This is a genomic window from Pseudomonas sp. GW821-FHT10C09, assembly GCF_059415465.1.
This window is the reverse complement of the sequence record NZ_JBWKNG010000005.1, coordinates 100,410-124,872: the sequence shown is the minus strand read 5'-3', so window position 1 is coordinate 124,872 and position 24,463 is coordinate 100,410. Positions and strand designations below refer to the sequence as shown.

General features: G+C 61.3%; 22 protein-coding genes and 1 riboswitch. Of the genes, 7 read left to right on the top strand and 15 right to left on the bottom strand.

Annotation, left to right across the window (positions count from 1 at the left end):
* Positions 1-16 precede the first annotated feature (16 nt).
* The 7 genes from atzF to AC07N8_RS06360 form a co-directional block, all read right to left on the bottom strand.
* Positions 17-1,795, bottom strand: a complete 1,779-nt coding sequence (gene atzF / locus AC07N8_RS06390; RefSeq protein ID WP_493142659.1) for an allophanate hydrolase — start codon at positions 1,793-1,795, stop codon at positions 17-19.
* Positions 1,796-1,820: 25 nt separating this feature from the next.
* Positions 1,821-5,462, bottom strand: coding sequence for an urea carboxylase (gene uca / locus AC07N8_RS06385; protein WP_493142661.1), 3,642 nt, complete (start codon positions 5,460-5,462; stop codon positions 1,821-1,823).
* A 217-nt stretch (positions 5,463-5,679) separates the two neighbouring features.
* Entirely contained in the window at positions 5,680-6,321 is a 642-nt protein-coding gene (locus tag AC07N8_RS06380; protein ID WP_493142663.1) for an urea amidolyase associated protein UAAP2, read from the bottom strand.
* A gap of 11 nt (positions 6,322-6,332) precedes the next feature.
* The gene (locus AC07N8_RS06375) at positions 6,333-7,058 is read right to left on the bottom strand and encodes an urea amidolyase associated protein UAAP1 (RefSeq protein WP_483840597.1); all 726 of its coding nucleotides are present in this window, start codon (positions 7,056-7,058) and stop codon (positions 6,333-6,335) included.
* A gap of 12 nt (positions 7,059-7,070) precedes the next feature.
* Entirely contained in the window at positions 7,071-7,859 is a 789-nt protein-coding gene (locus tag AC07N8_RS06370; protein WP_493142665.1) for an ABC transporter ATP-binding protein, read from the bottom strand.
* On the bottom strand, positions 7,856-8,671 hold the full coding sequence (locus tag AC07N8_RS06365) for an ABC transporter permease (RefSeq protein ID WP_027925556.1): 816 nt from the start codon (positions 8,669-8,671) through the stop codon (positions 7,856-7,858). Before AC07N8_RS06365 ends, AC07N8_RS06370 begins: the two co-directional genes overlap by 4 nt.
* 16 nt (positions 8,672-8,687) lie before the next feature.
* A complete protein-coding gene (locus AC07N8_RS06360) occupies positions 8,688-9,755 on the bottom strand; it encodes a putative urea ABC transporter substrate-binding protein (protein WP_493142667.1) in 1,068 nt (355 codons plus the stop codon).
* A 61-nt stretch (positions 9,756-9,816) separates the two neighbouring features.
* Positions 9,817-9,917, bottom strand: a riboswitch (guanidine-I (ykkC/yxkD leader).
* A 283-nt stretch (positions 9,918-10,200) separates the two neighbouring features.
* Between AC07N8_RS06360 and AC07N8_RS06355 the strand changes: the two genes are divergently transcribed.
* Both AC07N8_RS06355 and AC07N8_RS06350 read left to right on the top strand, forming a co-directional pair.
* Positions 10,201-10,431 carry a hypothetical protein gene (locus tag AC07N8_RS06355; RefSeq protein ID WP_493142669.1) on the top strand — a complete coding sequence of 77 codons (231 nt, stop codon included), beginning with the start codon at positions 10,201-10,203 and terminating at the stop codon, positions 10,429-10,431.
* A 167-nt stretch (positions 10,432-10,598) separates the two neighbouring features.
* Complete coding sequence (locus tag AC07N8_RS06350; protein WP_493142671.1) at positions 10,599-11,051, top strand: hypothetical protein; 453 nt, start codon at positions 10,599-10,601, stop codon at positions 11,049-11,051.
* A gap of 116 nt (positions 11,052-11,167) precedes the next feature.
* On the opposite strand, the gene dspII is transcribed toward AC07N8_RS06350, so the two are convergent.
* Positions 11,168-12,280, bottom strand: a complete 1,113-nt coding sequence (dspII, locus tag AC07N8_RS06345; protein ID WP_493142673.1) for an enoyl-CoA hydratase/isomerase DspII — start codon at positions 12,278-12,280, stop codon at positions 11,168-11,170.
* 132 nt (positions 12,281-12,412) lie between these two features.
* On the opposite strand from dspII, the gene ung reads away from it, so the two are divergent.
* Positions 12,413-13,105, top strand: coding sequence for a uracil-DNA glycosylase (ung, locus tag AC07N8_RS06340; RefSeq protein WP_493142675.1), 693 nt, complete (start codon positions 12,413-12,415; stop codon positions 13,103-13,105).
* 106 nt (positions 13,106-13,211) lie between these two features.
* Here the strand turns inward: ung and AC07N8_RS06335 are convergent, their stop codons facing one another.
* The 4 genes from AC07N8_RS06335 to AC07N8_RS06320 are packed head-to-tail and all read right to left on the bottom strand — an operon-like array spanning position 13,212 to position 17,249.
* Positions 13,212-14,246: an AbrB family transcriptional regulator gene (locus AC07N8_RS06335; RefSeq protein WP_493142677.1), complete on the bottom strand. Its 1,035-nt coding sequence runs from the start codon at positions 14,244-14,246 to the stop codon at positions 13,212-13,214.
* Complete coding sequence (locus AC07N8_RS06330) at positions 14,239-15,753, bottom strand: tripartite tricarboxylate transporter permease (protein ID WP_483840604.1); 1,515 nt, start codon at positions 15,751-15,753, stop codon at positions 14,239-14,241. Before AC07N8_RS06330 ends, AC07N8_RS06335 begins: the two co-directional genes overlap by 8 nt.
* A 1-nt stretch (position 15,754) precedes the next feature.
* Positions 15,755-16,213, bottom strand: a complete 459-nt coding sequence (locus AC07N8_RS06325; RefSeq protein ID WP_483840605.1) for a tripartite tricarboxylate transporter TctB family protein — start codon at positions 16,211-16,213, stop codon at positions 15,755-15,757.
* 58 nt (positions 16,214-16,271) lie between these two features.
* A complete protein-coding gene (locus tag AC07N8_RS06320) occupies positions 16,272-17,249 on the bottom strand; it encodes a Bug family tripartite tricarboxylate transporter substrate binding protein (protein ID WP_483840606.1) in 978 nt (325 codons plus the stop codon).
* A 394-nt stretch (positions 17,250-17,643) separates the two neighbouring features.
* On the opposite strand from AC07N8_RS06320, the gene AC07N8_RS06315 reads away from it, so the two are divergent.
* Both AC07N8_RS06315 and AC07N8_RS06310 read left to right on the top strand, forming a co-directional pair.
* A complete protein-coding gene (locus tag AC07N8_RS06315; RefSeq protein ID WP_007944085.1) occupies positions 17,644-18,315 on the top strand; it encodes a response regulator in 672 nt (223 codons plus the stop codon).
* Positions 18,308-19,693 carry a sensor histidine kinase gene (locus tag AC07N8_RS06310; protein ID WP_483840607.1) on the top strand — a complete coding sequence of 462 codons (1,386 nt, stop codon included), beginning with the start codon at positions 18,308-18,310 and terminating at the stop codon, positions 19,691-19,693. Before AC07N8_RS06315 ends, AC07N8_RS06310 begins: the two co-directional genes overlap by 8 nt.
* A 119-nt stretch (positions 19,694-19,812) precedes the next feature.
* Here the strand turns inward: AC07N8_RS06310 and AC07N8_RS06305 are convergent, their stop codons facing one another.
* Positions 19,813-20,634: an HDOD domain-containing protein gene (locus tag AC07N8_RS06305; protein WP_493142681.1), complete on the bottom strand. Its 822-nt coding sequence runs from the start codon at positions 20,632-20,634 to the stop codon at positions 19,813-19,815.
* Positions 20,635-20,668: 34 nt separating this feature from the next.
* Positions 20,669-21,610, bottom strand: a complete 942-nt coding sequence (gene ygfZ / locus AC07N8_RS06300) for a CAF17-like 4Fe-4S cluster assembly/insertion protein YgfZ (protein ID WP_493142683.1) — start codon at positions 21,608-21,610, stop codon at positions 20,669-20,671.
* 149 nt (positions 21,611-21,759) lie between these two features.
* Here ygfZ and AC07N8_RS06295 point away from each other — a divergent pair, with 149 nt between their 5' ends.
* Both AC07N8_RS06295 and AC07N8_RS06290 read left to right on the top strand, forming a co-directional pair.
* Positions 21,760-22,014, top strand: a complete 255-nt coding sequence (locus tag AC07N8_RS06295) for an FAD assembly factor SdhE (protein WP_007944081.1) — start codon at positions 21,760-21,762, stop codon at positions 22,012-22,014.
* A complete protein-coding gene (locus tag AC07N8_RS06290; protein WP_483840610.1) occupies positions 21,998-22,450 on the top strand; it encodes a protein YgfX in 453 nt (150 codons plus the stop codon). Before AC07N8_RS06295 ends, AC07N8_RS06290 begins: the two co-directional genes overlap by 17 nt.
* Here the strand turns inward: AC07N8_RS06290 and nadB are convergent.
* A complete protein-coding gene (gene nadB / locus AC07N8_RS06285; protein ID WP_493142686.1) occupies positions 22,419-24,035 on the bottom strand; it encodes an L-aspartate oxidase in 1,617 nt (538 codons plus the stop codon). The two genes, AC07N8_RS06290 and nadB, sit on opposite strands and share 32 nt — an antisense overlap.
* Positions 24,036-24,463 lie beyond the last annotated feature (428 nt).

Sequence of the window (24,463 nt, the reverse complement as noted above, 5' to 3'; positions counted from 1 at the left end):
CCACAAGGGATTGGGTTCAGGTTCGGGATTGCAGATAGGCGCGCCAGCCACCGAGGTGGCTGATATCCACCGCGCCTTCCAAGCCATACGCCTCGCAGATAAACCCGCTCTCCCAACGGCCATCGGCCAGTTGCACTTTGCCCAGCCCCAGCGGCGCTGGAATTCCGGTCAGGAACGAGCCCAACTCGCTGCTTGGCAATTCCCAAACCTCCACCGCAATCGCCACGCCGCCATCGTTCACCCGCACCATCCCCGGACGAAACGGCGGGCCGCCGGCCAAGGCATACAGTTGATAGTCCGGCGAACTGAACGTCGTCTCGACCAACCGGGCCCCGCGGCGCTTCAATTGCCAGTTCAGCGCCAAGCCGTCCAGATGCGCGCCACACACCACCAGCCGCGCCCGATCGTTGCGTGCAACCGTCGTCGGCGCCGCCGTGGTCAAACCTTGCTGGCGCTGGAAAGCGTCCGCCACACTCAGCAAATACTGATCGGTAAACGCCCGGCCAAACAGGGTCACGCCCCACGGCAGGCCATTGCCCATGAAGGCGCTGGGCACGGCGACGGCGGTGTAGTCGAGCAGGTTCATGAAGTTGGTGTAGTAACCCAGTTCCGAATTGCGCAGCACCGGTTCAGCCTCCAGTTGCGCCAGTGTCACCGGGCGGCCGATGGTCGGCGTGAGCACACAATCGAGGCCTTCCATCGCTTTGTCGCACAGCGCTTTCAAGGCTTGCAGCCGGTACTGCGCGCGGAAGGTTTGTACGCCCGTTACCGCCGGTGCCTTGGCCAGCACCGCACGAATCACCGGCAGCACCGCTTGCGGGTTTTGCTCCATCAATTCCCCGGCGACGCTGTAGCGCTCGGCCACCCACGGCCCTTCGTAGAGCAACCGGGCCGCTTCGAGAAACGGCGACATATCCAGTTCGACGGCTTCACCGCCCAACGCCTTGAGCCGGTCGATGGCATCCCCGAACAACAGCGGGCCTTCGGGGCAACCGAAGAATTCAAGGTCTTGCGCGCGTGGCACGCCGAAGCGGAAAGGGCGCGGTGTACCGAATGCCGCACCGTCATTCCACTGCGGGTTGCTGCGGCTGTATTCATCACGCGGGTCAAGGTGGGCGGTGAACGCGAGCAACTGGCTGGCTTCGCGAGCGGTCGCGGTGAAGGTCGTGACGCAATCGAGCGTGCGACAGGCCGGCACCACACCCGCCGTGGAGATCAAGCCTTTGGTGGCTTTCAATCCCACCAGATTGTTCAACCCCGCCGGCACACGCCCCGATCCAGCGGTGTCGGTGCCCAACGAAAAACTCGCCACGCCGAGCGCTACCGCCAACGAAGACCCTGCGCTGGAACCGCCCGACGGATATTCCGGCAACACGCTGTTCGGGCACGCGCCATACGGCGAGCGGCTGCCGTTGAGGCCGGTGGCGAATTGATCAAGGTTGGTCTTGCCCAACGGGATCGCCCCCAGCGCCAGCAGCTGCTCGACGATGGTCGCCGATTGCTCCGGCACATAGGCAAAGTCAGGACACGCCGCTGTCGTGGGAATACCGGCCAGGTCGATGTTGTCCTTGATCGCGAACGGCACGCCGTACAGCGGCAGGCTGTCGATGTCGCGGCCGTCGAGGGCGGCGATGTACGGTTCCAGTTCTTCGACACTGAGCAAGTGGATGAACAGGTGATAGTCCGGGTTCAGCGCCGCGGCTTTGTCGCGCAGGCCTAGCAGCAATTGACGGGGCGTGATGTTGCCGAGGCGATAAGCGCTGCGCAGGGCGTCGAGTTGAAGATTGATGTTCATGGGGTTAATCCTTTTCGAAATGGGTTCAGTCGAGTTCCAGCACCACGACGCGCTGTCCGGCGCGCACGGCGGAACCGGGCTGCACACGAATCTCACGCACCACGCCAGCCGTCGGCGCGAGCAGCGGAATTTCCATCTTCATCGACTCCAGAATCACCAGCACATCGCCGGCTTCCACGCGGCTGCCGGTCTCTACTTGAACCTGCCAGAGGTTGCCGGCGATGTGGCTGTCGACGCTCATTTCACCGCTGGCGAGGGCGGCATCTTCGGTCGCCTCCGGGACCAATTCTTCGCTGTCGAAATGCGCCTGACCGCTGGCTATCCAGCGTTCACGTTCAGCGTTGAAAGCGCCTTGCTGCTGATCCCGAAACGCAGCGATGGTCTCGGCTTCTTTCGCCAGGAATGCCTGGTAATCCGCGAGGTTCAACTGGCTGTGTTCGATGTTCAGCTCGAAACGCCCGAGCGGGAAATCCTTGCGGATGCGCAGCAGTTCGTCTGCGCTCACCGGGTAAAAACGGATCTGGTCGAAGAAGCGCAGCAGCCACGGTTTGCCATCGAACGCGGCGACTTCGCGGTAGCGGTTCCACATCTGCAAGGTGCGCCCGACAAACTGATAACCGCCGGGGCCTTCCATGCCGTAGACGCACATGTAGGCGCCGCCGATGCCCACCGAATTTTCCGCGGTCCAGGTGCGGGCCGGGTTGTACTTGGTGGTCACCAGACGATGACGCGGATCGAGCGGAGTGGCGACCGGTGCGCCGAGGTAAACGTCGCCAAGACCCATCACCAGGTAGCTGGCGTCGAACACCGTGCGCTGCACTTCGTCGAGGTTGGGCAGGTCGTTGATGCGGCGGATGAACTCCAGGTTGCTCGGGCACCACGGCGCGTCCTTGCGCACGGTGGTCATGTATTTCTCGATGGCGAGCTGGCAGGCCGGGTCGTCCCAGGACAGTGGCAGGTGCACGATGCGCGAGGGCACTTGCAGGTCCTTGGCGGCGCACACGGCGTCCCATTCACCGGCGACGATGCCGAGCAGGTCGGCCAGCGGCAGTTGCTCGGGTTGGTAGTGCACTTGCAGCGAACGGATGCCAGGGGTGAGGTCGATCACGCCGTGCAGGTGTTTGCTTTCCAGGGCTTGCATGAGGGCGTGGGCGCGGAAGCGTAAAACAAGATCCAGCTCCGGCGCGCCGATTTCGAGCAGCAGGTGAGTATCCCCTGACAGCCTCGCCACCAGCCGCGTATCCCCCTGACCCAAGTCCAGCACCACAGGCGACACAATTCCCTGTGGGAGCGAGCCTGCTCGCGAAAGCGGTGTATCTGACACATCAATGGCGGCTGACACGCCCTCTGCGCGAGCAGGCTCGCTCCCACAGGGGGAATTCCATTTCAAGGCGAGGGTGCGGGCGGTCTGGATATCGACGGGGATGAATTGCACTTTATCCCCGGCCTTCAATTGCCCCAGCTGCCAAAGGTCGGCTTCGATCACCGTCACCGGGCACACAAACCCGCCGAGGCTCGGGCCGTCCGGACCAAGGATCACCGGCATGTCCCCGGTAAAATCCACCGCCCCGATGGCGTACGGATTGTCATGAATGTTCGACGGATGCAGACCCGCTTCACCGCCGTCGGCACGCACCCATTCCGGCTTCGGCCCGATCAGGCGCACGCCGGTTCGGCTGGAGTTGAAATGCACTTCCCACTGGGTCGCGAAGAACGTACCGATGTAGTGTTCAGTGAAGTATTCCGGCGCGCCATGCGGGCCATAGATCACGCGAATTTGTCGTACGGCAGACAACTCAGCGACTTCAGCCAGTTCGGCACCCGCGCTGCGGTCGAGCAAAGCAGGCACATGCAACACATCCCCCGCCCGCAGCGCACGACCGCCATGCCCGCCAAACTGACCAAGGGTGAAGGTGCTTTTGCTCCCAAGATAATCCGGCACCTGCAAGCCACCGCGTACGCACAAATAGCTGCGCGCGCCCGCACCGGCAATCGTGCCGAGACTCAACGTGGCGCCCGCCGGAATCAACAACGTGGTGTTCATCGCGACAGTTTCACCGTTCAGCGCCAGCGGAATCGCCGCCCCGGTCACCGCCACCACGGCATCACAATTGAAGCGCAGCAACGGCCCGCTCATGGTGATTTCCAGCGCGGCGGCACCTTCTTCGTTGCCGAGCAAAAGGTTGCCCAAACGCAATGCACGACTGTCCATCGGACCTGACGGCGGCACGCCCACCGCCCAATAGCCGAGGCGCCCCGGATAGTCCTGAACGCTGGTCTGCGTCCCGGCGCTAAGCACTTCAAAGGTGTCGGCCTGATACACCAGGCCTTCCAGGCAACGCGTCCACGGCTGGCCGCTGGCGAAAGGTGCATCCAGCAAAATCTGCCGCAGGTAATCGCGGTTGGTTTCCACGCCATAGAGCAGGCTGTCGCCCAACGCCTGATGCAGATCGGCGCGTGCTTCTTCACGGGTCGGTGCCCAACTGATGACCTTGGCGATCATCGGGTCGAAGTACGGCGGGATCTCGCAACCAGCCTCGACCCAGGTGTCGATGCGCAGTTGGATGCCATTGGCGGCCGGGAAATTCACGGCGGTGAGCAGTCCTGGGCTTGGCTGAAAGTCACGCCCCGGATCTTCGGCATACAGACGCGCCTGAATCGCGTGTCCCTCGGCTCTCAACCCTTGGCTCAACTCACGCAGCGGCGGTAGATCACCGGCGGCGAGTTCGACCATCCAGCGCACCAGATCGACGCCCCAGACTTGTTCGGTAACGCCGTGCTCGACCTGCAAACGGGTGTTCACTTCAAGAAAGTAGAAGCGCTGATCTTCGCTGTCGAAGACAAATTCCACGGTGCCGGCGCTGCGGTAGTTCACCGCTTTCGCCAGTTTGATCGCCGCTGCGCACAGGTCGTCGGCCATGCCTTCCGGCAGGTTCGGCGCCGGAGTTTCTTCGAGGACTTTCTGGTTGCGCCGTTGCACCGAACAGTCGCGCACGCCGAGGGCAATCACCTCGCCGCGACCATCACCGAACACCTGGACTTCAAGGTGCCGCGCACGCTGGATGTACTTCTCGATGAACACGCCGGCATCGCTGAAGTTGTTCTGGCCGAGGCGTTTCACCGCTTCGAAGGATTCGCTCAGTTCCGCAGCGCTGCGGCACACGCGCATGCCGATACCGCCACCGCCGGCAGTGCTTTTGAGCATCACCGGGTAGCCAACCTGTTCGCCGGCGATCAGGGCTGCGTCGAGGCTGTCGAGCAGTTCGGTGCCTTCGAGCATCGGCACGCCGTGTTGTTTGGCCAGGGCGCGGGCAGTGTGCTTGAGGCCGAACACGCGCAGCTGTTCGGGAGTCGGGCCGATGAAGGCGATGTTGGCGGCTTCGCAGGCTTCGGCGAACGCGGCGTTTTCCGAGAGGAAACCGTAGCCGGGATGAATCGCCGAGGCGCCGGTGGCTCTGGCGATGGCGAGGATTTTGTCGACCGCCAGATAGGTGCCGGCGGCCGCGCCTTCACCGAGGCTGTGGGCTTCGTTGGCTTGCAGGATGTGCAGGCTCGCGGCATCGGCTTCGGAGTACACGGCCACGCCTTTGACCTGCAAATCACGCAGGGTGCGCAGGATGCGGCAGGCAATGGCGCCACGGTTGGCAATCAGGACTTTTTCGAACATGGCATAACCCCCGGAGGCGATTGCGCATCAGCCTCGACCTGGGATGCGGGCCGTCCCGCAGTTTTTCTTGATGCACCAGGGCCGTCCCCGGTGAAAAAACAGTTCATTTCAAACACCACCGCTCCCACAGGGGAGGGGTGGTGGTTTTACTTTTTCAGGCACTGCCCGGAGCGGGCCTGGCACAGCGCAAACAACCATCTGCGCAACCGCGCGATTTTCAGTTCCATACCAGCAGCTCCGCAGGGGTCGGGTTGTAGGCGTTGCACGGGTTGTTCAATTGCGGGCAGTTGGAGATCAGCACGATCACGTCCATTTCCGCCCGCAGGTCGACGTATTTGCCCGGCGCCGAAATGCCGTCTTCAAAGGTCAAGCCGCCATCCGCGGTGACCGGCACGTTCATGAAGAAGTTGATGTTCGGCCCGATGTCACCCTTGCCCAGTCGCCCGTCGTGGACACAGGCGCGCAGGTAGTTGTCGCGGCAGCTGTGCATGTAGCGTTTTTCCAGGGCGTAGCGCACGGTGTTGCTCTCTTGCGCGCAGGCACCGCCGAGGGTGTCGTGACGGCCGCAGGTGTCGGCGACGATGGTCAGCATCGGTTTGCCGAGATTCGAATACAGCACGCTGCCAGTGCTCAGGTACACGCTGTTTTGCCGACGCAGCGTGCGTTGCACGTCGTAGCGCTCCTTCGGATTGGCCACGCTGTAAAACAACGTATCGACGGCTTGATTGCCTTCCAGGTCGAGGATGCGCAAGGTCTGGCCAGCCTTGACCTCCATAAGCCACGGTTCGCCGGCCGGGATGGTTGCACGGTAGATCGCGGTGTCAGGTTCTTTATGAACAGTAGCGATTGCGAGTGACATGGCAGCGATCCTCAGGCGAACAAACGGTCGGTGTTGATGAAGCCGCGCTCGTTTTCCGGGCGCGAAGTGCGGCAGTGTTCGGCGACGCTGGCGTCGGCGTTCATCCAGCTGAGCTTCAGCGGTTTTGGCGCGTATTCGGATGATGGGTCCATCGGGTGTTGCAGCGCGGTGAGCACCACCAGTGTGTCCATCGGCGCGTACAACTCGATGTAGTCGCCAGCGCGGGAATTGCCTTCGACGAAATGGAAGCGCCCGGCTTCGTCGACGTCGACGCGGCTGAACAGGTTGAGGGTCATCAGCAAGTCCGACAGACCCAAACCCCACTTGCCCAATTCCACTAACAGGTTGTCGGTGCCGTTGCGGAAGAAGCCGTTGCGCAGTTCCTGATAGCGCCCGGCGCCATACTTTTCCGCGACTTCTTCAGCGCAGAGCACGCCACCGAGGCTGTCGCTCCAGCCGCAGGTGTCGGCGGTGATCGCGGCCAGTACGCGGCCCATGTCCGAGTACAGGCAATGGCCGCTGGTGAGCTTGGCGGTGTGTTGGCATTTGAGGCTGTCGGGCAGGTTCAGGCGTTCGGTTTTTTCATTGGCATTGAGCAGCGTCAGGCTGACGTTGGCTCCGCCGCGCAGGTCGGTCAGGCGCAGCAGTTGGCCGCGCTTCAACACGAATGAACGATGGCCGCCACCGGGCAGCAATTCTTCGGCGAAGGGGGTGAACAGTTGGGTTGAATCAGTCATGTGCAGAATCCTCTAAGCGATACGAAGCGTGCCTGCCAGTGGCATCGGCAAGGCGTCGACGGCGGCACGGGTGGTGCGGCGGTCGCTGTTCAAAGGGATGTCGTAGGTGATGCGCGCGCCATAGGCGCCGGGGGCGTGCGGGTCGACGCGAACCTTGTCGAACACCAGCAGACGCGTGCCGAGGCTGAAACCTTCGGACAGGTCGTGGGTGACCATGAACACCGTCAGTTGGGTCTCGCGCCACAGCTCCAGGAGCAAGGCGTGCATGTCTTTGCGGATACCCGGGTCGAGCGCGCCGAACGGTTCGTCGAGCAGCAATACGCGGGGCTTCATGATCAGCGCCTGAGCAATGGCCAGCCGTTGCTGCATGCCGCCGGACAGTTGCGCCGGGTATTTGTCCAGCGAATGGCCGAGGCCGACTTTGTGCAGCAACACCGAAGCCTGTTCCCGTGCATCACGCTTGGCGCTGCCGAACAGGCGCCCGAGCAATGGCGAACGTGGCAATTCGAGGCCGAGGGCGACGTTGTCCAGCACGGTCAAATGCGGGAACACCGAGTAGCGCTGGAACACCACGCCACGGCTCGAATCCGGTTCACCGGCCAGTGCCTGGCCGTCGAGCAGAATCTCGCCGCGACTGGCGCGTTCCTGGCCGAGCAACAAGCGCAGGAAGGTCGATTTGCCGCAACCGGAGGCGCCGACGAGGGTGCAGAATTCACCCTCGTTGACGTTCAGGTTCAGGCCTTCGAGCACCACTTGATCGGCGTATTGCTGCCAGACGTTTTTCACCGTGATGAAGCTCATGCGCGCGCTCCTTCATACCAAGGGAAAGCACGTTGGGTCAGGCGCTTCAGGCCCCAGTCCATCAGCCAGGCGAGCAGGGTGATCCACACCACGTACGGCAGGATCACGTCCATCGCCAGGTAACGACGCACCAGGAAGATCCGGTAGCCGAGGCCGTCGGTCGAGGCAATGGCTTCGGCGGCAATCAGGAACAACCACGCCGAGCCGAGCATTAGCCGCAACGAGATCAGCAGGCGCGGCAACAGTTGTGGCAGCACCACGCGCAGCATCAAGGTCCAGGTCGAGGCGCCGAGGGTCTGGGCCTTGATCAGCAACTCGACCGGAATCTCCCGGGCGCGCTGTTCCAGATCACGGGCCAGGGCCGGGGTGATGCCGATCACGATCAGCATCACTTTCGACAACTCCCCAAGGCCGAACACGATGAACAGAATCGGCAGGATCGCCAGCGGCGGCACCATCGACAGCACCGTCAGCAATGGCGACAACGGCGCGCCGAACAGCGGCAACGTCCCGGCCGCCATGCCCAGGCACAACCCGGCCAATGCGCTGATCCCGAGGCCGATGGCCAAACGGCGCAGGCTTGAGGCGCTGTCCTGCCAGAGCAGGTATTCGCCGGTACGGGAGTCGGCAACGAAGGCCAGGCGTTTTACCGCGTCGGTCATCTGCACCGCGCTCGGCAGCAGCTTGTCGTTGGGGTTGTCCATCAGCCGCTCGGCCGAGCCCATGAAGTAGGCGAACAGCACCAGGGCGAACGGCAGGATCACCAACAGCAGGCGACTCGGGCGATCCGGGTGGCGATTGATCAGGCGCATGGCCAGCTCCTCGTGATTACAGCTTGGCGTCGGCAGCCATCTGCACGTAAGTCGGGTCGAAGCGCAGCTTGAGGTTGGACTTGTCGCCGCTGGTCACGCCGTTGGCGAACGCCATGCCGACGGCGCTGGTGTCCTTGGCGCCTTCGCCGAGCAAGCCGTGCTGGAACGAAAATTCGGCGACTTTGCGCATGGTTTCCGGCAGTTGCTTGCTGGTGGAGAAGTCCAGGGCCTCTTTGGGCGTGGCGAACAATTTGGTGGTGTCGAGTTGCGCCTGGAAACCTGGCAGGTCGGTGCCGGACGCCTTGGCCATGTGTTCGAGCGCGGCTTTGCTGGCGGCGTTTTTCGCGTTCATCAACTCGACGACTTCGAACCAGGCGCCCGTCAGCGCTTTGCCCAGGGCCGGGTTGTCTTTGAGGGTGGCGCTGTTGACCACCATCATGTCCATGATCTCGCCGGGGATCTGGCTGGAATTGAACACTTCGGTCACGTCAGGCTTGGCCTTGATGTCCGAGAGCATCGGGTTCCAGGTGGTGACGGCGTAGACCTGCTCGGTGTTGAAGGCGGCCGAGATGTCGGCGTCGGAGGTGTTGACCACTTTCAGGTCTTTTTCGGTGAGGTCGACCGAATCCAGCGCGCGGGCCAGCAGGTAGTGGGAAACGGAGAGCTCAACCAGGTTGACGTCCATGCCCTTGAGGTCGGTGATTTTCTTGCCATCACCCTTGAGCACGATACCGTCGTTGCCGTTGGAGAAGTCGCTGACGATCAGCGCGGTGCTGTCGACGCCGCCGGCGGCAGGAATGGTCAGCGCGTCCATGTTGGTCATGGTGCAACCGTCGAACTGGCCGGCGGTGTATTGATTGATCGATTCGACGTAGTCGTTGAGCTGCACCACATCAATCTTGATGCCGTACTTCTTTGCCCATTTGTCGACGATGCCTTGGCTGCCAGCGTATTCCCACGGCATCCAACCAGCGTAAATCGTCCAGCAGACGCTGAAGTGGTCCTTCTGGGCGGCCTGGGACGAGAAACTCACAAAAGCTGCGAACGCAGCGGCGAGCAGGGCGGGTATACGAAGCTGGGACATGGTGGTTCTCCAGTTGATCAGGGGCGGGCAGGAGTCAACGCGGCACCGCGAACGGTGGCTTGTCTCCCGGGCTTTTGTCCCGCCGTGTAACCTCAACTGGAGGTCGCCAACTCTCGGACCAGCCACTCGCACAAGCGAGCCGGAACCCTAGTCAGCCATTGCAAATTGTGGTGCCGCGAACCTGTGATGAACTCCTGCACGCTGTTGCTAAAGCGAGAGACGTGCCAAGTCGGCGCGAGCGCTCTAGCGCGGGGGATGACGCGCGGTAGGGCGCGGGAAGGGCAGGCGGGGTGCCTTTTGATGGTGCGCGGCTGCACCGCAATGGGACGGGCGGGCCGCTGATCTGAAGGTATTGGCGGCGCAGCACTCGACGCTGGTTTTCCAGTCAAACGCTATGTCAGCCGACCGTTGCCGGCTGCTGTCCCGGGTCTTTTCGGAGGCCGTCATGCTGCGTCGAATGGTGTTCTGTGCGTTGCTGGGTTTGGGGTTGTCTGGCTGCTATTACTACGCAGGCTACGACGACGTGTACACCGCACCTTATTACTACCCCGGTTATTACTCGCCCTATTACTACGGTGGCTATTACCCACGCTATTACGGTGGTTATCACTACCGTTACTACGGTGGCCACGGACCGCGCTATTACGGCGGTGGATATCACCGCTGGCACCACTAATCAGCGGGTGAATAGATGAAAAACCTTTCATCGGGCAGATGTTTCAATGTGTTTCAAGAACGCACCAGATTTCGAAATCGATGTCTGATCTTTCGACAGTCACCGAATAATTGACTGTCGCTCGCCAGCGTCGCTGGTGTGGCTCACTCGCGGTCCAGGAGGCCGCCATGAACTGTCGAAAACAGCTCAGCCGAATTCTTCTGATTGCTCTGTCCGGATTATCGCTTGGGGCGTGCGTGCCCTATTCCGATGGAGGAGACAGCTACTACGGTTCCGAGGTCTATACCTCGCCAGCGCCCACCTATTACGCCGGTGGCAGTTCCTACTATTCCGGTGGCGGCGGTTACTACTCGCCACCGCCCCGGTACTACTCACCGCCAGCGCGGTACTACCAGCCCACACCGCGCTATTACTCTCAACCAAGGGTGTATCAACCGGCCCCGCGTTACTACCAATCCCGAGGCGATTACCGGGCCCATCAGAATCAAGGGTGGGACGGGCGTAACCGAGGCGGCTGGAATAATGACTACCGGGGTGGTGGCGGACGCAACAACAACCACGGTGGGCGTGGTGACCACAATGGTCGTGGTGATCACGATGGTCGTGGTGGCCGCCGTTAATTTGAATTAAATACAAAACCTGTGGGAGCGAGCCTGCTCGCGAAGGCGGAATGTCAGTCACTTTATTGCTGAATGACACACCGCCTTCGCGAGCAAGCTCGCTCCCACATTTTTGTTCAGTATTCCGACAAATCCGCCAATGGATGCCGACCTTCCCAAGCCTTCTGAAAGTGCGCATCCACCACCGCATCCGGCACATTATTGATATCCGGCCAATGCCAATGCGGTTTCTGGTCCTTATCAATCAACCGCGCCCGCACCCCCTCGCTGAATTCCGGATGACGGCAGCAGTTGAGGCTCAGGGTGTATTCCATCTGAAAAACCTGAGCCAGCGACATATGGCGGGCCCGAACGATTTGCTCCCAGACCAGATGCGCGGTCAGCGGCGAGCCTTCGCTCATGGTTTTTGCGGCACGGCTCAGTAGCGGATCGGCGCTGTCGCGTTGCAGGCTGATCGCCTTCCAGGCGCAGCTCACGTCACTGACATCCAGCAGTTCATCGATATCCTGGCGCCGCGGCAGCCACTGGGCTTCGGGCATTTGCGCAACGGCTTCCTGCTGCAAGGCCTTGAGCAAACTGTTGAGCTGCATCGGCGTCTGTTCCTGCCAGTTCAGCTGCAGCAACCCTTGGATCAGTTCCTCTTGCTGTTCATCGAGCAGGAAGCGGTCGGCCAGGTCGAGGTCGATTGCATCGCGTCCGTTCATGTGCGCGCCGGTCAGGCCCAGAAACAGGCCGAGTTTGCCGGGCAGTCGCGAGAGGAACCAACTGGCGCCAACGTCCGGGTACAGGCCGATGCTGATCTCGGGCATCGCCAGCCGACTGCTCGGCGTGACAATCCGGATGCTCGTGCCTTGCAACAGCCCCATCCCGCCACCGAGCACATAACCATGGCCCCAGCAGATCAACGGTTTCGGGTAAGTGTGCAGTTTGAAGTCCAGGCGATATTCAGCTGCAAAGAAGTGCGCAGCCAACGGCGGCACTTCCCCGGGATGCGCACGACAGGCTTCCACCAGACTGCGCACTTCACCGCCGGCACAGAAGGCCTTGGCGCCATTGCCGCGCAGTAACACGCAGACGATTTGCGGGTCCTTGGCCCAGGCGTCCATTTGATCGCTCAGGGCGTTGATCATCGGCAAGGACAGGGCATTGAGGGACTTTTCGGCATCGAGGCTGGCGATGCCGATGCGCGCGCCGTCGGTGCCGGTGAGTTCTTCGAAGTGCAGATTCATCGTGACCTCGATCGGGAATTTGAGCGTTCAGTATGATCGCTGTTGAGGAAAGTGCCGGATGTGCGTCAGATCAATTGACAAGCGTGATGGGCTTTCCTAGGGTTCGCCCCATTGTTTTTGCCGGATGTAACCATGACTGCTGACGACCGTATCAAACTCGAACCGAGCTGGAAGGAGGCACTGCGTGCCGAATTCGACCAGCCCTATATGGCGCAGTTGCGTGAATTCCTGCAACAGGAGCGTTCGGCAGGCAAGGAGATCTATCCCCCGGGCCCGATGATCTTCAACGCACTCAACTCCACGCCGCTGGACAAGGTCAAAGTCGTCATCCTCGGTCAGGATCCCTACCACGGCCCGGGCCAGGCCCATGGCTTGTGCTTCTCGGTGCAACCGGGGGTGCCGGCGCCGCCGTCGCTGGTGAACATCTATAAAGAATTGAAGCGCGACCTGAACATCGATATTCCCAACCATGGCTATTTGCAGAGCTGGGCCGACCAGGGCGTGCTGATGCTCAACACCACCATGACGGTCGAGCGCGCCAATGCCAATGCGCACAAGGATAAGGGCTGGCAGTTTTTCACCGACCGGATCATCGAGGTCGTCAGCCAGCAGCAGCCGCATCTGGTGTTCATGCTGTGGGGCGCGCATGCCCAGAGCAAGCAGAAACTGATCGACGCGACCAAGCACCTGGTGCTGACGTCGGTGCATCCGTCGCCGCTGTCCGCGTATCGCGGATTCCTGGGATGCGGGCACTTCAGCCGGACCAACAAGTTTCTTGAGCAGAATGGCGAGACGCCGATTGAGTGGCGGTTGCCGCCGGTTTGATGTGTAGGCAGGTCCGACCCCTTCGCGAGCAGGCTCGCTCCCACAAGGAATACACGAACCCTGTGGGAGCGAGCCTGCTCGCGAAGGCGGCGACTCGGTCTATCGCCTAATCCGGCATCCGGTTCCAATACTTGAACAACGGCTCCGCCAGAAACAGCACAAACAACAACCGCATCACTTGCATCGCCGTCACCAGCGGCACTGACAATTGCAGCGTCTCCGCCGTCAGGCTCATCTCCGCAATCCCGCCGGGCATCATGCCCAAGGTCAGCGAGCGCAGATCCAGATGGGTCAACGCACTCAACCCCAGCGCCGCCGCCGTGGCGATCAACATGGTCAACACCGTGCCGATCAAGGTCCGGCCCATGAACGAAGGCGCACGCCGGAAAAACTGTCGGTTGAAGTGACAGCCCAGGCCGCTGCCGATCAGCCATTGACCAATCTGACTGCCGCCGTGTGGCAAACCGATGTGCAAATCCCAACCGATGCTCACCGCTGCACTCACCAGCAACGGCCCGAACAGCCACGGGTTGGGTTGACGAAGACGCTCCCAGAGCCACGCCGCCAAGGCGCCTGCCGGGAACAAAAGGGCCAGCCACCACCAATTGACGGCTGTCGGATGAGCAACCGGCGCACCATCACCCAACAAATACTTGAACGCCGCCGGCACACACAGCACCACCACCAGCACGCGCAGACTTTGCCCCGCCGCGACACGGCTGAGTACCGCACCGTTGCGCGCGCCGAGGTTGACCATCTCCCCGGAACCGCCCGGCATGCTGGAAAAGAACGCAGTGGCGCGATCTTCGCCGGTACGGCGCATCAACCAGACCCCGACCACGGCCGACAGGCTGGTGACCAATGCACCGAAGAAAATCAAACCGAAATGACTCAGCACCTGCTCCATCACCACCGGGGTGAAGTGCAGGCCGATGCCGATTCCTACAATCCACTGGCCGCACTTGCGGCCGCCAGGGATTTCCGCCAACTGCCACGGCGTCAGGCAGCGCACGAGGATGATCGCCAGCAACGAGCCGACCATCCATGGCAGCGGCCAGCCGACCTGACTGGCAAGGTAGCCGCCCAGCGCGCCGACCAGCGGCGTACCCCACCAGGCGTTGAAGGGTGTTCGATCAGACATCGGCGATAGCGCGTTGGGCGGCCGAACGTTTACGCCAGATTCGCAGGATCGGCATCAACAGCATGATCGCGGTCAGTACCCAGACACCGAAGGTGATCGGGCTCGACCAGAGGATTTCCAGCGCACCGTTGGAGATCGACAGCGCCCGACGCAGGTTTTGCTCCATCAAACCGCCGAGGATGAAGCCCAGCAGCACTGGCGACAACGGGAAGTCGAGCTTGCGCAGGAGGTAGCCGAAGATGCCGATGCCGATCATCAGGAACAGGTCAAACGTGGTGGCGTGCACCGCGTAGACGCCGATCCCGGTGATGATTGCGATCACTGGCACCAGTGCCCAGTTCGGCACGGCGAGGATGCGGGTGAAGATGCGGATCATCGGGATGTTGAGGATCACCAGCATGATGTTGGCGATGAACAACGAGGCGATCAGGCCCCAGACGATGTCGGGTTGCTGTTGGAACAGCAGGGGGCCCGGTGTGATGTTGTACAGCGACAGGGCGCCGATCATCACCGCCGTGGTGCCCGAACCCGGAACACCGAGGGTCAGCATCGGCACCAGTGCGCCGCACGCTGCGCCGCCGATAGCGGTTTCCGGTGCCGCCAGGCCACGCATGTCGCCCTGGCCGAAGGTGCCTTTGGCGCCGGCGATGCGTTTTTCGGTCATGTAGGCCACGGCGCTGGCGAGGGTCGCACCGGCGCCCGGCAACACGCCCATGATGAAGCCCAGCACGCCGCAACGAATGTTCACCACGAACACTGCCGAGGCTTCCTTGAAGTTGAACATCATGCGGCCGGTGGCTTTTACCGCTTCCTGACCGTGATGGGTTTTTTCCAGCAGCAGGAGAATTTCACTGATGGAGAACAGACCCAGCACCAGCACCACGAATTGAATGCCGTCGGTCAGGTGGATGTTGTCCCCGGTAAAGCGATACACGCCGCTGTTGGCGTCGATGCCCACGGTCGACAAAAACAGGCCGATCAGCGCTGCAATAAACGTCTTCAGCGGTCGGTCACCGGCCATGCCGCCCAGGCAGACAATCGCGAAAACCATCAACACGAAATATTCCGCCGGACCAAAGGCAATCGCCCATTTCGCCAGCAGCGGGGCGAACAGCACCATGCCGCAAGTAGCGATGAACGCACCGATGAACGAGCTCCATGCCGACAACGACAGCGCGACACCGGCCAGGCCTTTGCGGGCCATCGGGTAACCGTCGAGGGTGGTCATGACGGTGGAGGCTTCACCGGGAATGTTCAGCAGGATCGAGCTGATTCGCCCGCCGTATTCGCAACCCAGGTACACCGCCGCCAGCAGGATCAATGCCGATTCCGGTGGCAGACCCAAGGCGAACGCGATCGGGATCAACAGTGCCACGCCGTTGATCGGGCCCAGGCCCGGCAACAGGCCGACCACGGTGCCGATCAGGGTGCCGCACAAAGCAGTCACCAGGTTGTACGGGCTCAGCGCGACGCCGAAACCCTGACCCAAATAGCCAAGCGTATCCATATCAGTTCTCCAGAATATCGAGCACGCCCAAGGGCAGCGGGACGTCCATCAACTTGTCGAACAGCAGGTAAAGGCCGACGGCCATTAGCGTGATGATCACAATGCTGGGCACCCAGCGACCGCCGTACAGGCGCGCCATCGGAATGCCGATCAGGATGCTGGCGACGATGAAACCCAAGGGTTCGAAGGTGCCGGCAAACACCAGCAACAGCACCACGCACATGCCGATTTTGTTCAGGGTTTCGCGGTCCATCGGTGGTTCGTCAGCGTCGTGCTTGATCGCCGCAGGGCGAAACACCATGTACAACAGCGCCAGGCCCATCAGCCCGAGCATCAGCAGCGGAAAGGCTCGCGGCCCCACCGGTTCGTAGGAAAAAGCCGCTTGATACGGCCACGCCATCAGCGCCAGGCCAACACAGGCCAGCAACAGCACCGAAGCAAAAATGCGTTGTAAGAGCATGGGAAACTCCTGTGCCGCAGCCCCGCGAAACGAGGCCGCAGCCGCTAGACAGAGGCGATCACTGAATCAGGCCGAACTCTTTGGCCAGCACTTTGTAGTCCGCAACCTGCTTCTTCACGTAGGTGTCCAGCTCCGGGCCGGTCATGGCGAACGGGAACAGTTCACGCTGATCGCGCAGCTTGGCAAAGTCTTCGGACGCCAGCAGCTTGTCGAAAGCGTCTTTCCACCAGGCGTAGTCTTCGTCGCTGACCTTTGGCCCGAGGTAGAAACCGCGAACCACCGGCCAGACGATGTCGTAGCCTTGCTCTTTGGCGGTCGGGATGTCTTTCATTTCCGGCTCGTCCAGGCGCTTCTCGGCGAACACGGCCAGCAAGCGCATGTCGCCGCTCTGGATGTGCGGCATGGAGTCGGAGATGTCGGTGCTGCCGACCTGGATGTGGCCGCCGAGCAGGGCGGTGGCGATTTCACCGCCGCCTTCGAGGGCGACGTAGCGCAGGTCGCGCGGGTTGATGCCGGCAGCCTTGGCGATCAATGCGGTTTGCATCCAGTCTTGGCTGCCGACGGTGCCGCCGGAACCGATCACCACTTTGCTCGGGTCTTTCTTCAAGGCTTGAACGAGATCATCCAGGGTCTTGTAGGGCGAATCGCTTTTCACAGCGATGGCGCCGTAACTGGTACCGACGGCGGCCAGCCAGCGCACGTTGGTTTCATCGAAACGGCCGAACTTGCCTTGCGCCAGGTTCAGCAACGAACCGCTGGACCACGCCACCAGCGTGCCGGCGTCGGCAGGGCGTTGAGCGACCACTGCGTTGTAGGCCACAGCGCCAACACCGCCGGGCATGTAGGTCACGCGCATCGGTTTGGTCAGCAGCTTTTCGTTGACCAGCGCGCTCTGCGCCAGTTTGCAGGTGAGGTCGAAACCACCACCCGGGGAGGCCGGGGCGATGCATTCCGGACGTTTGGGTTCGGCCATCAATTGACCGGCGAACAGCATGCAGCTGGCGGCGAGGGCGAAACGGCGCAGTGATCGATTCATTATTGTCTCCACGGGAGTTTTTGTTTTTGGGGATGTTTCAGGTGCGGCGGTTTCGCGTCGTGCAGCCGACAACGGCGCTGGCAAGCATAAACGACGGGATTCTGAAGGAAAGGTGGGGCGGGTAAGCCTGAAGCTGTATGGACAGCATGGTGCAGTACCTCGTTTTATTGTTCTTATTGGCGAAAACGCGTCATGGCGTTTTTCGGGAGCTACATTTCAAAGCACGATTGGAGGGTCGGCAGTCGAAACCCTCCGTGGGGCGACTCTAACGGCCCAACCTTTCACTAACCTTTCAGCAGGCTTTCACGGTTTTCGGGCTTCACAGCAGCGGATGCGGCTGTAAACTCCGCGCCAAAGAATGGCGTCGACCATCCCCTGAATGAGGTAAAGATCCATGCGCGTTCTGCTCGTCGAAGACCATTTGCAGCTGGCCGAAAGTGTCGCCCAGGCGCTCAAGAGCACCGGGTTGACCGTGGACGTGCTGCACGATGGCGTGGCCGCAGACCTGGCCTTGAGCAGCGAGGAATACGCCATGGCCATTCTCGACGTCGGCCTGCCGCGCATGGACGGTTTTGAAGTGCTCGCGCGCTTGCGTTCCCGGGGGAAGAACCTGCCGGTGCTGATGCTGACCGCGCGCAGCGACGTCAAGGATCGGGTGCATGGCCTGAACCTTGGCGCTGATGATTACCTCGCCAAACCCTTTGAACTGACCGAGCTCGAAGCGCGGGTCAAAGCCTTGTTGCGCCGCAGTGTGCTGGGCGGTGAACGTCAGCAGCGCTGCGGCGTGCTGGCCTATGATCTGGATACCCGACGCTTCACCCTCGGCGAAGAATTGCTGACCCTGACCTCACGCGAACAGGCGGTTCTTGAGGCACTGATCGCCCGGCCCGGGCGAGTGATGAGCAAAGAACAACTGGCCTCCCAGGTGTTCGGCCTGGATGAAGAAGCCAGCCCCGATGCCATCGAAATCTACGTGCATCGCTTGCGCAAAAAGCTCGATGGTCAACCGGTCGCGATCGTGACCTTCCGCGGCCTTGGTTACTTGCTGGAAAGCCGCGATGCATAAGCCCAGCAGCCTGCGCTGGCGGTTGCTGTGGAACCTCGCGCTGTTGCTGGTGGTGTTAATGCTGGCCAGTGGCTTGAGCGCGTACTGGAATGGTCGCGAAGCCGCCGACACCGCCTATGACCGCACCCTGCTGGCATCGGCGCGAACCATTGCGGCGGGTGTCACCCAGCGTGACGGCACGCTCAGTGCCGACGTGCCTTACGTCGCGCTGGATACGTTTGCCTACGACAGTGAGGGGCGAATTTTTTACCTGGTCAATGACATCCACCAGAATCTGATTTCCGGTTACGAAAACCTCCCCGCGCCACCGCCGGGAACGCCGCGTACCGATGACTACCCGGCGCTCGCACGGTTTTACAACGCCACGTATCGCGGGCAGAACGTGCGGGTGGTCAGCCTGCTCAAGCCGGTCAGCGAGCCGAACATGAATGGCATGGCGGAAATTCGCGTGGCGGAAACCGATGAGGCACGGGTCAGCATGGCGCGCAGTCTGGCGGCGGACACGCTGCTGCGGTTGGGCATGCTGGCGATCGGTGCGTTGTTGCTGGTGTGGTTCGCGGTGAGTGCGGCGTTGCGTCCGCTGGAGCGCTTGCGCACCGCGGTGGAAGAGCGCCAGTCGGATGATCTGCGGCCATTGCCGTTGGTGGAAGTGCAGCACGAGTTGTGGCCGCTGGTACGGGCGCTCAATCACTTTACCGAGCGGTTGCGCGGGCAGTTCGAGCGCCAGGCGCAGTTCATCGCCGATGCTGCCCATGAACTGCGTACGCCACTGGCAGCGCTCAAGGCGCGGCTGGAACTTGGCCTGCGGGCGAGTGAACCCGAAACCTGGCGCAGTACCCTGGAAACTGCAGCCCAGGGCACGGACAGATTGACCCACCTGGCCAATCAATTGCTGTCGCTGGCACGGGTCGAAAACGGTGCCCGGGCCATTGCCGAGGGCGGCGCGCAGTTGCTGGATTTGAGTCAGTTGGCCCGCGAGTTGGGCATGGCCATGGCGCCACTGGCTCACGCGCGCGGCGTGGCCCTGGCGCTGGAAGCGGACGAACCGGTGTGGCTGCGTGGTGAGCCGACGCTGCTGAACGAACTGCTGAGTAATCTGGTGGATAACGCGTTGGCCCATACACCGTCGGGCGGCAATGTGATTCTGCGGGTCACGGCACCGGCGGTGCTGGAGGTCGAGGATGACGGGCCGGGAATTCCGGTGGATGAGCGGGACCGGGTGTTTGAGCGCTTTTATCGGCGCAATCAACAGGTCGCCGGGTCGGGGCTGGGGCTGGCGATTGTGGGCGAGATCTGCCGCGCGCATCTGGCGCAGATCAGTCTGCATGATGGTGAGACGAAGGGGTTGAAGGTGCGGGTGAGCTTTATTGCGGGGTAGTTTTGTATTGGCTGGGCTGGCCCCTTCGCGAGCAGGCTCGCTCCCACAGGGGATCTTCGGTGTGACAGAGATCTATTGTGGGAGCGAGCCTGCTCGCGAAGGGCGCGACGCGGTCTGAATCAATAAAACATCGACCGCGACTCTTCCAGATCCTTGATCACCACATCGTTTTCCAGATCAATCCCAAGCTTCTTGAAGGAAGGCACGCTGGTCAGGTCGAAACGGGCCAGCGGGTGGTCGCTGTCCTTGTGGCAATACAGACTGGCCACTTGCACCAGATCCACATAATCAATCCGCTCGGACTCACGCTTGAAGTCCAGGTATTGCCCCGGCACCTTCACCAGTTTCTCCGGAAACTCCCAGACCCTGAGCAGTTTGTCGCCGATCAGGGGGTGAATGTGGTCGATCACATGGTTGAGGCTGATCGGGTCGGACAGCAGTTCATAGTGATCTTCGGCGTAGGTCAGAATCGGCAACACGCCAATCTGATGCACCAGCCCACCGAGGGCTGCCTGATCGGGTTTGAGTTGTGTGTAGCTGCGGCATAGCGCATAGCTGACCCCGGCGATTTCCAGGCTTTTGCGCCAGACATCGCGCATCTTCTGCTGCACCACCTCGGAGCGGGCGTGGAAAATCTGTTCCATCACCAGGCCGATTGCCAGGTTGCTGCTGTAGTTGACGCCCAGGCGCGTGATCGCCGTGTGCAGGTCGTTGACTTCTTGAGTCGCGCGCAGCAGTGGGCTATTGACCACTTTGATCAGGCGCGCCGATAACGCCGTATCGCGGCCGATCACTTTGCTCAGGGTGCTGACACTGATTTCCGGGTCTTCGGCGGCCTTGCGAATCTGCATGGCCACTTCCGGTAATGTTGGCAGAACCAGGTCATCGTTATCGATGGCCTCAACCAAATCCTGTTGGACCTTTTCCGCCAGATCGCTCATTTCGTTTCTCTAGGTGTTGCCACAAATGCTGCGGTTAACGCTGGATCTCGCGATCGCGGTCCAGTGAGTAAGGCAGGTCGAGCAAGTTCAGGGCTGGTCCTTCGAGAGTGCCGAGATGAATGTCGCCACCCTCGGCTGCTTCGGCTTGCAGCACGGCCAGGAGTTCAATGTTTTGTTGCGCGTTGGCAGCCAGCACCACTTCGCCGATGGAACTGCCATGGCTCGGGGAAAACAGCGGTGTGCCAGGGGCGGGTAGTTCGCCGGCGTCCAGGGTCAGACGGTACAGCCGGCGCTTGAGTTTGCCCAGGTACTGCATGCGCGCGACGATTTCCTGGCCGGTGTAGCAGCCTTTCTTGAAGCTCACGCCACCGACGGCTTGCAGGTTGAGCATCTGTGGAATGAACAGTTCGCGTGTCTCTGGCATGACCTGACCGATCCCTGCGCGGATCTGGCCCAGCAGCCATTGATTCAGACTGCCTTCGGCCAGCAGGGCGGACAGCTTGCCCTTGATGGCGTCGGCCTGATCGGCGGCGACCCACAGTTCAGCGCGATCAGGTGAGACACGGATGGCGATCAGGCCTTCGTGACGCACGACACTGTCGGTGTCAGCCGGCAACGCCAGACCAAGGCTGCTCAGCGCGGCATCGCCATGATCGACGCCGAAGCGGACCCAGGCAGCGCTTTCGTCGGTCAATTTGGATTTGGAGAACACCGCGTACTTCTTCAGGTCCGCCAGTTGCGCTTCCAGCAGTTCGGTGGCCATGGCCATTACCACTCCGTCGCCTTCCAGCAGGATGCGGAAACTCGACTGCATCCGGCCTTTTTGCGTGCAGCGGGCGCCAAGGCTGGCCTGGGTTTCACTCAGGTAATTGAGGTTGCAGGTCAATTGGCCTTGCAGGAATTTGCCGGCATCCGCGCCGCGGACCGCAAGAACGCCTTCGTGAGACAGGGTGCAGAAAAAAGCAGAATCGGCCATGGGTCATCGCAGGATAAAGAGTCTGGGGGACATCATAAGGGGGCGCCCGTGAAATGGGTAGTTCACAAAAGGTCGGCAGTGCCCGACCAAAGCCGACTGTTCGACGAGGCGCGGGGCTGTATACTTGCCGCCTATTTGAGGAGCGCTCCATGGTCGAAGATGTTGAACTGAATCGCCTCTACTGGCACAGCCGCCGCGGCATGCTTGAGCTGGACGTGTTGCTGGTGCCGTTTGTTAAAGAAGTCTACCCGCACCTCAATGATGTCGACCGCGATTGCTACCGCAAGCTGCTTGAGTGCGAAGACCAGGACATGTTTGGCTGGTTCATGGAACGCGCCGAATCGGAAGATCCGGAGCTTCAGCGCATGGTTCGCATGATCCTGGACCGTGTCCAGCCCAAGTAATACGTTCGAATGCCGCTGGCATGCCTCACGGCAGTTGCTGGCGGCGTATCTCCTGGCCCAGCTGTTCGCGCTGGGTTCGTTATTTCTTCTGTCTATACCGGTCTGGGCCAGTGTGCTCGGCGCTTTTTGCTGTCTGGCGCATGGCGTTTGGGTATTGCCCCGTCAGATTCTGCTGACACACCCGCAGGCATATCGCGGCTTGCGTCGCGATGCCGAGGGCTGGCAGTTGTGGAATCAGGCGCGGGGCTGGCAACCGGTGCAGCTGCGACCGGACAGCCTGGCGCTGCCCTTGATCGTGGTGCTGCGGTTTCGCTTGCGCGGCGAACGGCGGGTCCAGTCGATTTGCGTGCCCCGCGACTCGCAGGCGGCGGATATGCACCGACGCCTGCGGGTTCGACTGACGTTCAGTCGACGTAGGTGGGCGGCACCAGAATAGTGTCCAAGGCAACCGGGAGCATATCCGGGTAGTCGAGGGTGTAATGCAGGCCCCGGCTTTCCTTGCGCTCCATGGCGGACTGGATCATCAGTTCTGCCACTTGAGCCAGGTTACGCAATTCGATCAAATCGCGGCTGACTTTATAGTTGCTGTAGAACTCGTCGATCTCGTCCAGCAGCAGCCGCACGCGGTGTTGCGCTCGCTGCAAGCGTTTGTTGGTACGCACGATGCCGACGTAGTCCCACATGAATCGGCGCAGTTCATCCCAGTTGTGCGCAATGATCACGTCCTCGTCGGAATCGGTGACCTGGCTCGCATCCCAGATGGGCAGGGCGGCTGGAATCGACACGTGCGGCAACTGTTCAAGAATGTCCGCCGCCGCCGAACGGGCGTAAACGAAGCATTCCAGCAGCGAATTACTGGCCATGCGGTTGGCGCCGTGCAGGCCGGTGAAGCTGGTTTCGCCAATGGCATACAACCCCGGCACGTCGGTGCGACCGCTTTGATCGACCATCACGCCGCCACAGGTGTAGTGCGCCGCCGGAACCACCGGGATCGGCTGCTTGGTGATGTCGATGGAAAACTCGAGGCAGCGTTCATATACGGTCGGAAAGTGCGTCTTGATGAACGCTTCGGGCTTGTGGCTGATGTCCAGATAGACGCAATCGACACCCAGGCGCTTCATTTCATGGTCGATGGCCCGGGCAACGATGTCCCGTGGTGCCAGTTCTGCGCGCGGATCGAAGCGCTGCATGAAACGTTCGCCGTTAGGCAGCTTCAGATGCGCACCTTCGCCGCGCAGGGCTTCGGTGATCAGGAAGCTTTTTGCCTGCGGGTGGTAAAGGCAGGTGGGGTGGAACTGGTTGAACTCCAGGTTCGCCACCCTGCAACCGGAACGCCAGGCCATGGCAATGCCATCTCCGCAGGCGCCGTCGGGGTTGCTGGTATAGAGGTAGACTTTGGCCGCGCCACCGGACGCAAGGATGACGAACCGTGCGCCGTAGGTGTCGACTTCGCCGGTCCCGCGATTGAGTACGTAGGCGCCGAGGCAGCGGTCGCCTTCGAGGCCGAGGCGTTTTTCGGTGATCAGGTCCACTGCGACGCGCTGTTCCAGCAGTTCGATGTTGGGCCGTTGCCGGGCCTGGAACAGCAGCGTTCTGAATATCGCGGCACCGGTGGCATCGGCAGCATGGATGATGCGCCGATGGCTGTGGCCGCCTTCGCGGGTCAGGTGAAATTCGAACCCGCCATCTTCGGTACCGGATTGTTCATCGCGGGTAAACGGCACGCCTTGGTCGATCAGCCATTGAATCGCCTCTTTACTGTGCTCGACGGTAAAGCGCACGGCGTCTTCATGGCACAGGCCACCGCCGGCGTTGAGGGTGTCATCGACGTGGGACTCAACGGTGTCGGAGTCATCCAGCACGGCAGCGACGCCGCCCTGGGCCCAGAATGTCGAGCCGTTGGCGAGGTCGCCTTTGCTCAGTACCGCGATGCGCAAGTGACCGGGCAGGGTCAGCGCAAGACTCAAACCGGCAGCGCCGCTGCCAATCACCAGAACATCGTGTTGAAACTGTTGGCTCATTTCAGGATTCCGCTCAAAGCGACCCGGGTCGGGGTTGGCGCAAGACTGCTGGAACGGCGAGTCAAGTCGGCCACACAGCCCACTAGTATATAGAGGGGGGGAGCGGCACAATACCCGAGCGCATATGGCATTGTGAAACTACTGTGACGGGAAATACTCGACGCTTCGTCGGATGGTTTTTTGACCGAATCGACGACAAGACGACTGTATCGTCGATTTAACAGTATTTTTCCATTCACGGTTGCACAATGTCGGCACCGTCTGGTTATAAATAATGGAACTTTTGCCAAAGGCCCAAGATCAATAGACGGTTGCCTGATTCAAGGAACAGTGTCGGCTTCAGGGCAGGATCTGCAGTTTGATCCTTGCTGGCGAATCCGACGACAAGATTATTCGCGCAGCCGGGTAACCCGCGCTGCGCTTTTCGT